Annotated in this window: 13 protein-coding genes; 5 read left to right on the top strand and 8 right to left on the bottom strand. The window is 61.9% G+C overall.

Going from position 1 to position 12,418, the window contains the following annotated elements; translation table 11 throughout:
- Positions 1–34 precede the first annotated feature (34 nt).
- From LIY45_RS19385 to LIY45_RS19365, 5 genes are all read right to left on the bottom strand, one after another.
- Positions 35–1,150 (bottom strand): alcohol dehydrogenase catalytic domain-containing protein, encoded by a 1,116-nt coding sequence (locus LIY45_RS19385; RefSeq protein ID WP_226477272.1) that lies wholly within the window; start codon positions 1,148–1,150, stop codon positions 35–37.
- A 28-nt stretch (positions 1,151–1,178) separates the two neighbouring features.
- Positions 1,179–1,934: an SDR family oxidoreductase gene (locus tag LIY45_RS19380; RefSeq protein WP_076016986.1), complete on the bottom strand. Its 756-nt coding sequence runs from the start codon at positions 1,932–1,934 to the stop codon at positions 1,179–1,181.
- Between the two features lie 152 nt (positions 1,935–2,086).
- Positions 2,087–3,094: a substrate-binding domain-containing protein gene (locus LIY45_RS19375; RefSeq protein WP_226477271.1), complete on the bottom strand. Its 1,008-nt coding sequence runs from the start codon at positions 3,092–3,094 to the stop codon at positions 2,087–2,089.
- 39 nt (positions 3,095–3,133) lie between these two features.
- On the bottom strand, positions 3,134–4,123 hold the full coding sequence (locus LIY45_RS19370; RefSeq protein WP_010172022.1) for an ABC transporter permease: 990 nt from the start codon (positions 4,121–4,123) through the stop codon (positions 3,134–3,136).
- Complete coding sequence (locus LIY45_RS19365; RefSeq protein ID WP_003215714.1) at positions 4,120–5,607, bottom strand: sugar ABC transporter ATP-binding protein; 1,488 nt, start codon at positions 5,605–5,607, stop codon at positions 4,120–4,122. Before LIY45_RS19365 ends, LIY45_RS19370 begins: the two co-directional genes overlap by 4 nt.
- 284 nt (positions 5,608–5,891) lie before the next feature.
- On the opposite strand from LIY45_RS19365, the gene rpiB reads away from it, so the two are divergent.
- Complete coding sequence (rpiB, locus tag LIY45_RS19360; protein ID WP_226477270.1) at positions 5,892–6,353, top strand: ribose 5-phosphate isomerase B; 462 nt, start codon at positions 5,892–5,894, stop codon at positions 6,351–6,353.
- 63 nt (positions 6,354–6,416) lie between these two features.
- Positions 6,417–7,397 (top strand): sugar-binding transcriptional regulator, encoded by a 981-nt coding sequence (locus LIY45_RS19355; RefSeq protein ID WP_226477269.1) that lies wholly within the window; start codon positions 6,417–6,419, stop codon positions 7,395–7,397.
- A gap of 140 nt (positions 7,398–7,537) precedes the next feature.
- Here LIY45_RS19355 and LIY45_RS19350 read toward each other — a convergent pair whose 3' ends face one another.
- Entirely contained in the window at positions 7,538–8,491 is a 954-nt protein-coding gene (locus tag LIY45_RS19350) for an aliphatic sulfonate ABC transporter substrate-binding protein (RefSeq protein WP_226477268.1), read from the bottom strand.
- Positions 8,492–8,905: 414 nt separating this feature from the next.
- On the opposite strand from LIY45_RS19350, the gene LIY45_RS19345 reads away from it, so the two are divergent.
- Complete coding sequence (locus LIY45_RS19345; protein ID WP_177325537.1) at positions 8,906–9,052, top strand: hypothetical protein; 147 nt, start codon at positions 8,906–8,908, stop codon at positions 9,050–9,052.
- Here LIY45_RS19345 and LIY45_RS19340 read toward each other — a convergent pair.
- A complete protein-coding gene (locus LIY45_RS19340) occupies positions 9,040–9,933 on the bottom strand; it encodes a LysR family transcriptional regulator (protein ID WP_226477267.1) in 894 nt (297 codons plus the stop codon). The two genes, LIY45_RS19345 and LIY45_RS19340, sit on opposite strands and share 13 nt — an antisense overlap.
- Before the next feature lie 99 nt (positions 9,934–10,032).
- Here LIY45_RS19340 and LIY45_RS19335 point away from each other — a divergent pair, with 99 nt between their 5' ends.
- Both LIY45_RS19335 and LIY45_RS19330 read left to right on the top strand, forming a co-directional pair.
- Positions 10,033–11,028, top strand: a complete 996-nt coding sequence (locus LIY45_RS19335; protein ID WP_226477266.1) for an aldo/keto reductase — start codon at positions 10,033–10,035, stop codon at positions 11,026–11,028.
- 71 nt (positions 11,029–11,099) lie between these two features.
- Complete coding sequence (locus LIY45_RS19330) at positions 11,100–11,501, top strand: cupin domain-containing protein (protein ID WP_226477265.1); 402 nt, start codon at positions 11,100–11,102, stop codon at positions 11,499–11,501.
- A gap of 6 nt (positions 11,502–11,507) precedes the next feature.
- Here the strand turns inward: LIY45_RS19330 and LIY45_RS19325 are convergent, their stop codons facing one another.
- Positions 11,508–12,371: a LysR family transcriptional regulator gene (locus LIY45_RS19325; RefSeq protein ID WP_226477264.1), complete on the bottom strand. Its 864-nt coding sequence runs from the start codon at positions 12,369–12,371 to the stop codon at positions 11,508–11,510.
- Positions 12,372–12,418: the final 47 nt, after the last annotated feature.

Genomic DNA, 12,418 nt, shown 5'->3' with positions numbered 1-12,418 from the left:
CCGGCTCCCACAGGGTTCTGTGTTATTGAGCAAATCAGGGTTCCAATACCACTTTAAGCGACTTGTCCCCGCGCTCCATCACCGCAAACGCTTCCTTGAAGTCTGCCAGGGCAAATTTGTGGGTCACCACGTCGCGCATGTCGATCTTGCGGTTGCCGATAAAGTCGATGGCACGCGGGTACATGTAGGGCCCGAGGTGGGAGCCCAGCACGTCCAGTTCCTTGCGGTCGCCGATGATCGACCAGTCCACCGTGGCCTCGTCGTTGAACACGCTGAACTCCACAAAGCGCCCCAGCTTGCGCAGCATCGCCAGGCCCTGGTTCACCGCCTTGTGGTGCCCGGTGGCCTCGATGTAAATGTCGCAACCGTAGCCGTCGGTGATCTCGCGAATCTTCGCCATCACGTCGACTTCGGCCGGGTTCCACACTTCGTCCGCACCCATGCGCAGGGCGAGGGCGGCGCGCTCGGATTTCATGTCGAGCACGATGAGTTTTTTCGGGTTGCGCATGCGCACCGCGCCGATGATCCCCAGGCCCAACGTACCGGCACCGGCCACCACCACGATGTCGTCGAAATCCACATTGGCCCGTTCCGCTGCGTGCAGCGAGCAGGCCAGGGGTTCAATCAGGATGGCTTCATCCGGGGCAATCGAGTCCGGCACTTTATGGATGATGCCTTCCTTGGTGAAGATCATGTACTGGGCCATGGCGCCCTGGACGTTGTTCTGGAAACCGTACAGGTCGTGTTTCTGGCACATCCAGTACTGGCCGTGGTTGCAGAAGCGGCAGCCCCAGCACGGCACGATCTGCTCGGAAATCACCCGGTCGCCGACCTTCACCCCACGCTTTTCCGCGCCGGGGCCGAGGGCGACCACGCGGCACACGAACTCGTGGCCGGGAATCATCGGCGGCTTCACGTAGCGCGGCTGCTCGGCGTCGCCCCAGAACGACGGTGCACCGCGATAAGTCTTGATGTCGCCCATGCAGATGCCGCACAGCTCGACCTTGGTCAGGATCTCGTCGGGGCCGGGCGTCGGCACATCGACGGTCTCCAGGCGGTAGTCTTCGGGGCCATGGCAGACCACGGCCTGCATGGTTTTCGGAATGACGGGTGACAGTTGCTCGGGCGTGCGCTCGGTAACGGTAGACATGACGATAAACCTCACGACAAAAGATGAATTACTGGATGCTGTAGCCGCCGTCGATCACCACGTTTTCGCCGGTGATCATCTGCGCGGCGTCGCTGAGCAGGTACAACGCCAGCCCGGCGATTTCCTCCGGCTGGGCAAAGCGGCCCGCCGGGATCTGCAATTTGGCCCGTTCCCCCAGCTCGCCGGCCCAGGCCTTTTTACCCAGGGCGGTTTCGACGATGGTCGGAGAGATGGCGTTGACGTTGATGTGGGGCGCCCATTCCATGGCGAGCACCTTGGTCATGCCGACCACGGCGGCCTTGCTGGCGCAGTAGGCGACGTGACGGTCCAGGCCGATCACCGCCGCTTGGGAGGCGAGGTTGACGATGCGCCCGCTGCCTTGGGCGAGCATGTGTTTGGCGCAGGCCTGGGCCACAAAGAAGCTGGCCTTGAGGTTGATGTCGAGGGTGGTGTCCCAGGCGTTTTCGCTGACGTCCAGGGCCTTGTCCAGCAGCGCGACCCCGGCGCTGTTGACCAGGTAATCCAGGCGTTTGAAATGATCGAATACGTAGTCGACGGTGCTGTGCACCTGGTCGAGTTGGCGCAGGTCCACGGCGATGCCGATGTTCCCGGCGCCGAGGCTGGCGGCGACTTCGACCACGGCCGGGTCGCGGTCGAGCAAGGCCACCCGCGCGCCGCGTTCCACCAGCAGGCTGGCACAAGCCAGACCGATCCCGGCGGCCCCGCCGGTGATCACGGCGCAGCGGCCGGTGAGGTCGAAGGCTTGATTCCAGAATCCAGACATGAACATGACTCCTCTTGCTGACAATCGAGATCTAAGGGTGGAGCCCGGTCAAATGTGGGAGCTGGCTTGCCTGCGATGGCATCACCTCGGTACTCCTGATAGACCGAGTCGTCTGCATCGCAGGCAAGCCAGCTCCCACATTGATCGTGTTTTTATTTCGTACCGCTCACCTGCTGGTACAGCGCATCCGCATTCGCATTGGTCACCGGTACCCACGGCAGGATGTAGTTCTTGGCAGTGCCATCGCCCCATTTCACGTCCTTGCCATAACGTTCCCAGATTACCGACTGCGGTTTGTAATCCTTGCCGGCCAGCGCCCGCAGCGCCACATCCAGCGCGCCTTGGGATTGCGCCTGGGCATCCTGCAGGAAGGTGGTCACTTCATCTTTCTTCGCTGCCTGGATCGCATCCGGCATGCCGTCGATGGAGGTCACCGGTACGTCCTTGGAGGTCAGCCCATGGGACTTCAATGCCTGCACCGCGCCGAGGGCCATGTCATCGTTTTGCGCGATTACCCCGTTGATGCCTTTGGGGTGGGCGTTCAGCCAGTCTTCGGTCAGGGCCAGGGCCTGGGCGCGGTCCCAGTTGGCGGTTTTCTTCTCGATGATCTTGATGTCCGGGTACTTGCCCAGCACTTCCATCTCGCCCTTTTCCCGGTCGATCTGTGCCGACTGGCCAATCGGGCCCTGGATGATCACGACGTTGCCCTTGCCCTTGAGCTTGTCGACCATGGCCTGGGCCTGGAGCCGGCCGCCTTCCACGTCGTCGTTGCCGACATAAGGCACGTTGGCGTCGGCCACCTTGGTGTTGGAGGCGATCACCACCACGTCATTGCTCATGGCCGCCTTCACGGTGCCGACGCCGGCCTTGGTGTCGATCGGTACAAACAGGATCGCGTCGTAGTGTTGGGTCACCATGTTTTCAATCTGGTTGTTCTGGGTCAGGGCGTCGTAGTTGCCGTCGAACACCGTCAGTTGCACGGTACCGTCCTTGACGGCCGGGTGTTCCTTCAGCTCGCGCACCCAGTTCTGCATGAACTGGCCCTTGAGGCCGTACACGGCGGCGCCGATCTTGTAGGTCTTGCCATCGGCGGCCAGGGTGACACTGCTGGCGAGCAGGGAGAGTGCCGCGACGGCGGCCAAAGTCGTACCAAGTTTCATGAGAGAACTCCGTTATTGTTGTAGTGGTAGTTTCCAGAACTAGCGTTTCTTCTTGCGCCACACGTCAATCAGTACTGCGAACACGATGATCAGGCCCTTGGCGACCTGCTGGTAATAGGAGGACACGCCGAGCAGGTTCAGGCCGTTGTTGATCACACCGATCAGCAGTGCACCAAACAGCGTTCCGACAATCGTGCCGGTACCGCCCGACAGGCTGGTGCCGCCGATCACCACCGCGGCAATCGCGTCCAGCTCATAAGAAGTGCCCGCCTGGGGCAGGGCGGAGGTGGTGCGCGCCGACAGCACCACACCGGCCAACCCGGCGAGCAACCCCGAGACCACGTACACCGAAAACATCACCTTGCGCACGCCGATCCCGGAGGTGCGCGCGCTCTTCTCATTGCCGCCCACCGCGTACACATACCGGCCGTAGGTGGTGTAGCGCAGCACCATCCAGAAGATCAGCGCGACCACGGCGAAGATCACGATGGGCACACCGATCGGCCCGATCTTGCCAATGCCCAGCGCCAGGTACGCGTCGGGCAGGTCGGTGATCGGGCTGCCGTCGTTGAGGATGAAGGTCATGCCCCGGGCAATGCTCAACATGCCCAAGGTCGCGACAAAGGGCGGGATCGACAGGTTGGCGACCATAAAGCCGTTCACCACCCCGAGCATCGCCCCGGCGAACATCCCGGCGCTGACCGCCGCCAGCACACCATAGCCCTGGGTCGCGACCATGGCGCTGCACAGCCCGGCAAACGCCAGGATCGAACCCACCGACAGGTCGATGCCCTTGGTCAGGATCACGTAGGTCATGCCCACGGCGAGGATCCCGTTGATCGAGGTCTGGCGCAGGATGTCCATCCAGTTGCGCCAGGTCATGAAGTATTCGCTGGCGAAGGCCATCACCAGGCACAGCAGGATAAACACCAGCGGCAGGCCGAAGCGGTCGAGGGACAAGCGCAGGCGACTGCGCGGTGCAGTGGTGATGGGGGCGGCTGCGGGTGTAGAAAGTGATTTGGCATTCATGAGGCAAGACTCAGCAAGGCTTCCTGGGAAAGGGCGGTATCGCTGCTGATGGTCACCAGCCTTCCGCCTTTGAACACGGCAATACGGTCACTCAGGTGCAGCAATTCCGGGGCTTCGGACGACACCACAATCGCCGCACCACCGGCACGCACGAACTGGTCCAGCAGGTGATAGATCTCCTGCTTGGCGCCTTCATCGATGCCCCGGGTCGGCTCGTCGCACAGCAGGCAGATCGGCTGGGTCGACAGGCATTTGGCGAGCACCACTTTTTGCTGGTTGCCGCCGCTCATGGATTCCACCGGCAGGTCCAGGGAGGTGGTCTTGATTTGCAGGCGCTTGACCATGTCCTGGGCCAGCTGGTTTTCCTTGCGCGCGTTGATCAGCGACCAGCTCGACAGCTGCTTGTACGCCGACAACGCGATGTTGGAGAGGATGCTGCCGCTGAGCACCAGGCCGCTGTCCTTGCGGTCTTCGGTGACCAGCGACATGCCGGCCTGGATCGTCGCCTTGGGCAGGCCGATGGGCATCGGTTTGCCTTGCAGGGTCACGCTGCCGGAGTCCGGAGTGGTCAGGCCGTAGATGCAGTTGAGGAATTCGCTTCGGCCCGATCCCATCAGTCCATAAATGCCGAGAATCTCGCCCTGGCGCAGTTGCAGGCTGATGTCCTGGAACTCGCCGGCGCGGCTCAGGCTGTCGACGTCCAGGCAGCATTCGGCGGCGCATTCGCGGCCGACCTTGTGGTCAATGCGGGTGAGTTCCTGGCCGACGATGCCGCGTACCAGATGGGCGCGGTCGATATCCGCCATGCGCCCGGTCTCAACGAAGGCGCCGTCACGAAAGATGCTGTAGTCGTCGGCAATCTGCGCCAGTTCACTGAGGCGGTGCGACACATAGATGATGCCGGCACCACGGGCGGTGAGGCGGCGGATCGCTTTGAACAGGGTTTCGGCCTCACGCTCGCCGATGGCCGAGGTGGGCTCGTCCATGATCATCACCTGACAGTCGTGGCTGAATGCCTTGGCGATCTCCACCAGTTGGATCTGCGCCACGCTCAGGCGATGCATGGGGCTGGTGGCGTCGACGTCGAACTCCAGGCCTTCCAGCAGTTCGCGAGTGCGTCGGTTGAGTTCCTTGCTGTCGACGATGCAGCCGGCGCGGCGCGGCTCGCGGCCCAGCCAGATGTTTTCGGCGACGGTCATGTAGGGGATGGGTTCCAGCTCCTGGGTGATCATCGCGATCCCTGCCGCCAATGCTTCGCTAGGGCGGTTGAACTGGACGGGGGAGCCGTTGAGCAGGATGGTCCCGGCGTCACGTTGGGTGATGCCCATCAGGATGCTCAGGAAAGTCGACTTGCCTGCGCCATTGCCGCCGCACAGGGCGTGGACGCTGCCGGCCCGCAGAGAGAGGCGCCCCTCACGCAGGGCAGGGATCCCGGCGTAAGCCTTGGCGACGTGTTCAGCCTGGAGCAGTAATGGCGTGGCCATCGGCGTGTCCTCGTGCTGTGAATTCTTATTAGGTCGCACAGTCATGTTTCGCTGTGAGCATATGTGTATCAAATGAAATTCTGATCAGTCAATCTCTTTCACTTAAAAGTTGTAAATGGGCGGATTTGCGCAAGGTTAGCCGGTTTAGAGGGCTTTGACTGTAAGGTCAGCTAAATCCTGCTTGACAGGGCGCCTGGAATGTTCGAGAAATGACTGAGCAAAATTTCATTGAGTGATCATATGATCATTCGAAAGTACCCAAAACGGCAGCGGAGCCAAACGCCATGAACACACCTTTCCCGGTGGCTATCGGATGCGATGAAGCGGGTTATGAGCTCAAAGAACTGTTGAAGCGCCATATCGAGGCGCTGGGTTATCCGGTGACCGACTTCGGCACCCATTCCACGGCGCCGGTGCTGTACCCGGACATTGCCCTGGCGGTGGCCACGGCAATCAATGCCGGTGAGCAGCGGCTGGGGGTGCTGGTGTGCGGCACCGGCATCGGCATGGCCATCTCGGCCAACAAAGTCCTGGGGATTCGTGCGGCCCAGGCCCACGACACCTATTCGGCGGAGCGGGCGCGCAAGAGCAACGATGCGCAGATCCTGTCCATCGGTGCGCGGGTGATCGGCGCGGAACTGGCCAAGAGCATCGTCAAGGCGTTCCTGGAGTCCGAGTTCGAAGCCGCGCGCTCCGGGGCCAAGGTCGACCGCATCAACGCGATCGAGCGTGACGGGCATCAGTAGTGGACGGAACGGGGCAAGAGTCGGGAGAATGCGCCTTTGACACCGAAACGGAAGCCCGTGCCCATGAGTGACAGTACCCAGCGCATCGCCAGCGACATCGACCTGATGACCGAAGTGGCGATGCTCTATTACCTTGAGAACGTCACTCAGGAAGCCATCGCCAAGCGCTTCGACCTGTCTCGGGCAAAAGTCAGCCGCCTGCTCAAACGCGCACGGGATGAAGGGATTGTCGAGGTACGGGTGTTGCAGCACCCGGCGATGAACAACGAACTGGAACAGGCGCTGGTGGATCGCTTCCAGCTGGACCGCGCCTTGATCGCGGTCGACCACAGCGACCCCGACACCCAGCGCTCGGCGGTTGCCAGCCTGGTGGCCAACTACCTGAACAAAACCCTGAGCGACGGGATGATCGTCGCGGTCGGCATGGGCCGTAACGTCGGCGCGGTGGCCGACAATGTGTTCTTGCCGGTGACCCGCAACTGCACGTTTGTGTGCGCCATCGGCGGTTCGCTCAAGGCGGGCGAATACATGAACCCCGACCACATCTGCCGACGCCTGGCCCTGCGCTTTGGCGGCGAGAGTGAAAGCTTGTACGCCCCGGCGCTGGTGGCCAACCCGGAACTGCGGGGCGTGTTGATCAGCAACGATACGGTGCGCTCCACCCTCGACCGCGCCCGCCGTGCCGACATGGCGTTGATCGGCATTGGCGACATGAGTGAAAACAGCAACATGGTGCGCATGGGCTGGTTCTCACCCCAGGAAATCGCCCAGGCGCGGTTGTCCGGCACCGTGGGCGACATGATGGGCTATGACTTCATCGACATTCATGGCCAGCCGGCGGTCAACGCGATTCAGGGGCGGGTGATCGGGTTGACGGTGCAGGAGCTGTTCCGCATTCCGGACGTGGTGGCGATTGCCAGTGAAAATACCAAGGCGGCGGCGACGCTGGGGGCGTTGCGCTCGGGAGTGATCAATACCCTGGCGACCACGGTGACCAATGCCCATACCATCCTTGCGCTGGATGATGCGACGCGTAAAGGCTGACACCCCCGATAGTCCAAGCCCTGAACATCACCTGTGGGAGCTGTCGAGCCTTGGCGAGGCTGCGATGGCATCACCGCGGTATGACTGGAGTACCGAGTTGTCTGCATCGCGGGCAAGCCCGGCTCCCACAGTTGACTGCCTCAGGGTTTCCACACCTGCACATCCTGCGCATCCACCGCCTTGGGCAACAACCCCGCCTTGAAGAACGCATCGGCAATCTTCTGCTGTTCACCCAACTGATCCAGCGTCACCGGCTGCACCTCATAACTGCGATGAGCATTGGCCGCCTCGACAGTCTCCACATCCAGGTTGCCCCACAAAGGCCCCAGCATTTTCGCGGCATCCCGCGGATGGCTCTTCACCCACTCACCAGCGTGGTGCAACTGCTCGTAAACCAGTTTCAACACCTCGGGATGCGCCTTGGCATAAGGCGTGCCCGTCAGGTAATAGCGCTTGTAACTGGCCAGCCCGGTACCGTCCGCAAGGGTGCGGGTGGGCAATTGGCGCTGCACGCTGGTGAGGAACGGTTCCCATGTGACCCAGGCATCAACCTTGTTGTTTTCAAACGCAGCGCGACCGTCGGCGGGGGTCAGGTACGCCGGCTCGATATCGGAGAAGGCCAGGCCCGCCTTGTTCAGGGCAGCGATCAATAAGTAGTGAGTGCCGGCGGCCTTGGTCACGGCGATTTTCTTGCCTTTCAAGTCCGCCAGTTGCTGGATCGGCGAGTCCTTGCGCACCACGATCGCCTGGGCTTGGGGCGAGGGCGCTTCCTGGGCGAAATAGGTGAGTTTGGCCTGGGCGGCCTGGGCAAAGATCGGCACGGTGTCGGCCACGTCGGCGCTGATGTCGACGTTGCCGACGTTGAGCGCTTCCAGCAGTGGCAGGCCGCTGGGGAACTCGTGCCAGGTCACGTCGATGCCGTCGGCCTTGAGGGCTTTTTCCAGGGTGCCCTGGGTTTTCAGCAAGGTGATCAGGGTCGAGGATTTCTGGTAACCGATGCGCACGGTTTCCTCGGCCTGAGCGCTCAGGGCGGTGCAGAGGCCCAGCGTGGCCAGGCCAGTGATGAAAAGACGATGGAGCGAAAACAGGGGCATGGCGTGCTCGACTCTTAATGGATTAAGGTCAGCTTATTGTTCTAAAAATTATTCGATAAATAATTTTTCGGTCTTAGCTTAGGGCTTTATCGGGTGCGCCGTTCGCGGCCTTTCAGCGTCAGGATGAAGGACACAATATGCAGTTGTAGCTTGGTTGCCCATGGGGTGGTGGCCAAGGTGATTCGCGCCTTGGTTCGCAATGATTTTTCAGACTTTTTCGACTGGCAGTTGCGCAATGGAGAAGTGCTGATCCTCAAAGCCGACGAAGAGCCCAATGTGGTGAGGGAGCTTGCTCCCGTTGGGGTGCGAAGCACCCCCTGGTAGGCCACTGCAGTCCTTCAGGGTGAGCCGGTCAATGCTTTCGGGGTTGCTGCGCAACCCAGCGGGAGCAAGCTCCCTCGCCACAGGGTTTGTGTGAGTCATGTCTTACAGAGCAACGCTCAACGCCTGCGCATCCGTCGTCCGGTCGAATCCACCGTGGTCGCGCGCAAGGTCCCGCGCATCGCCGTGGTGTTCGATGGGTTGGGCGCGGCCCTGACAGATTTCCTTCAGCCGCGATAACGCAGCGCGTCAACCAGCAATGCAAATGCGGGCGAGGCCTGGCGGCGGCTGGGGTAATACAGATGGAAGCCGGCGAACGGCGCACACCAGTCATCCAGTACCTGCACCAGTCGCCCATCCGCCAGATAAGGCGCCACCAGATCGGCAGGCACGTAGCTCAAGCCGAAGCCGTCGACCGCCGCCTTGAGCAATGGGTACACGCCATTGAAGGTCACCTGGCCAGACACCCGCACATTCAGGCTTTCGTCGCCTTTCCTGAATTCCCACACATACAGGCCGCCATTGGTGGGCAGGCGCAAGTTGTTGCAGGCGTGATCGGTCAAGTCCCGGGGCGTGCGGGGGACCGGGCGCTGGGCGAAGTAGGCCGGTGAGCCCACCACCAGCATGCGCATGTCCGGGCTGATGCGCGTGGCAATCATGCCCTGGGCCACATCTTCCCCAAGCCGTACACCGGCGTCGAAGCCGTGGGCGGCGATGTCGACAAAGCCATAGTCGCAACATACCTCCACGGCGATGTCCGGGTACTGCGCCAGGAACGGTTTCAACACCGGCCACAGGATGAATTCCAGCGCGTGGTCCATGGCGTTGATGCGAATGGTGCCGGACGGCCGGTCGCGCAAATTACTCAAGCCTTCAAGCCCCACCTGGATTTCATCGAAGTGCGGCCCGACCGTATCGATCAAGTGCTGGCCGGCTTCGGTGGGTGACACGCTGCGGGTGGTGCGAGTCAACAGGCGCAGCCCCAGGCGCGCCTCCAGGGCGCGGATGGTGTGGCTCAGCGCGGACTGGGAAACCCCGAGTTTGGCCGCCGCCTTGGTAAAGCTGCGCTCACGGGCTACCGCCAGAAAGGCAAGCAGGTCGTTGGCGTTTTCCCTGAGCATTGGTGAGTCATCCTCATAAGTATTTTCGGATTCTAGCGGCTAATTATCACAATTCGTAACTGTTAGATTGGATTCAGTCCCCTTACCCGGAGAATGACCATGCGCAAACGCACACTCGGTAACAGCCAACTTGAAGTCTCGGCCCTGGGGCTCGGTTGCATGGGCATGAGCTTCGGCTACGGCCCTGCGGCCGACAAACAGCAGATGATGGCCTTGCTGCGCGGCGCGGTTGAACAAGGCGTGACCTTCTTCGATACCGCCGAAGTCTATGGCCCGTTCATCAATGAAGAACTGCTGGGTGAAGCCCTGTCGCCGCTGCGTGAGCAGGTGGTGATTGCCACCAAGTTCGGCTTTGCCCCAGACCCGTCCGGCAATGGTAAATGGTCCGGTCTCGACAGCCGCCCCGAACATATCCGCCAGGTAGCCGAAGCCTCTCTGAAGCGCCTGAAGACCGATGTTATCGACCTGTTTTATCAGCATCGGGTTGATCCGAATGTGCCGATCGAAGAGGTGGCCGGTGCCGTGAAGGATTTGATCCTGGAGGGCAAGGTCAAGCATTTCGGTTTGTCGGAAGCCGGTGCCTCAACCATCCGCCGCGCCCATGCTGTTCAACCCGTAACCGCTCTGCAAAGTGAGTACTCGCTGTGGTGGCGCAAGCCGGAGGCCGAGGTGCTGCCGTTGCTGGAGGAACTGGGGATTGGCCTGGTGCCTTACAGCCCGCTGGGCAAAGGCTTTTTGACCGGCAAGTTCGACAGCCACAGCACCTTTGACAGCTCGGACTTTCGCAGCAATCTGCCAAGGTTTACCCCTGAAGCGTTGCAGGCCAACCAGTCTTTGGTGGAGTTGCTGCGCCAGGTCGCCCTGCGCAAACACGCCACGCCGTCGCAGATCGCACTGGCCTGGTTGCTGGCCCAGAAGCCCTGGATCGTGCCGATTCCAGGCACCACCAAAACCTCGCGCCTGACGGAAAACCTGGGTGCGCTCGAAGTGCAGCTCAGTGCGGCAGAACTCAATGAACTGGACGTGGCCGCCGCGAACATAGCCGTGCACGGCGACCGCTATCCCGAAGCCCTGGAAAGGATGACCGGCCTATGAACACCAGCTTCGCCGCCACTGCACTTTCACTTTCCCTACTTGCGTTGGATTCACCGGCACAGGAGACGCCCATGCTGACCATCACGCCCAACGGTTCCCAGCCTTCAGCCAAAGGCCCGGCGGATTGTTTCACCGGCACGGTACGCGTCGACTCACCCTTCAAGGGCACCGACGCCGCACGCGTGACCGGGGCTTTCGTCACCTTTGAACCGGGTGCACGAACCGCCTGGCACACCCACCCGTTGGGCCAGACATTGATCGTCACCGCAGGCCTGGGCCAGGTTCAGGAATGGGGACAGCCCGTGCGGGCCATTCGCCCCGGCGACACGGTATGGATCGCACCCGGGGTCAAGCATTGGCATGGCGCGACGGCGAACACCGCCATGACCCATATCGCGATCAACGAAATGCTCGACGGCAAGGTGGTGGACTGGATGGAGCAGGTCAGCGACGAACAGTACGCCGCGCAGTAATCGGTCTCACCGCCGCAACTGCGGCTCGCCTTCAATGCAACTCACCAAAAACTCCATCACCACCTTCACCGAAGGCGAGCGGCGCATGTCCGGGTAAACCGTCAGCCAGATATCGCGAACCGGGCCTTCGGTGTTCGTTGCCAACCGCACCAATGCCCCGTCGTGATCCCCCACCAGCGTGGGCAACACCACCGCACCCACCTGGGCCCGGGCGGCCATTTGCTGGGTGATCAGGTCGCTGGCGGCGAAGGCAATGGTGCGGTTGCCGCGCACCTGATGCATCCACGCCTGTTGGGGCAGGTGGTCGCGGGTGGCGTCATAGGCAATGAATGTCCACTGCTCGGCAGGCAGTTGTTTGAGCTCGGGCGTGGCATAGAGGCCGAAGCGCACGGCGCCGACCTTTCTGCGTACCAGCGCTTCCTCATCGGGACGCACCGTGCGCAGGGCAATGTCGGCTTCGCCTTTGTCGAGGGCGGCGAGTGTTGTCGAGGACATCAACACGATATTCAGCTTGGGATACTGCGCCCTGAACCGGGCGACATGGGGCGCGATGCAGTGGATGGCAATCGACGGCGGGCAACTGACCCGCACGGTGCCGGCCACCTCGATGGAGGCCACGCGGGACAGGCGCATCACTTCGGTGGCCATCTCGCCCATACCGGCCGCCAGCTTCGCCAATGCCAGCCCTTCCTCGGTGAGCGGCCGGCTGCGGGGCAGGCGATCCACCAACTTTACGCCGAGGGCTTTTTCCAGGGCATCGACGCGCCGGCCCACGGTGGCGTGTTCCACCTGCAGCTCGCGGGCGGCAGCCGACAGTGACTGGGTGCGCGCCAGTACGGTGAAGTAATACAGGTCCTGCCAGTCGAACATCGGGTTATTTCCGCACGGAGGGTGGGAGGTGTTGGGGAATTCTCGTA

This window comes from Pseudomonas sp. MWU16-30323, from assembly GCF_020515595.1.
Lineage (GTDB): Bacteria > Pseudomonadota > Gammaproteobacteria > Pseudomonadales > Pseudomonadaceae > Aquipseudomonas > Aquipseudomonas yamanorum.
This window is presented reverse-complemented; position numbering and strand designations above follow the sequence as displayed.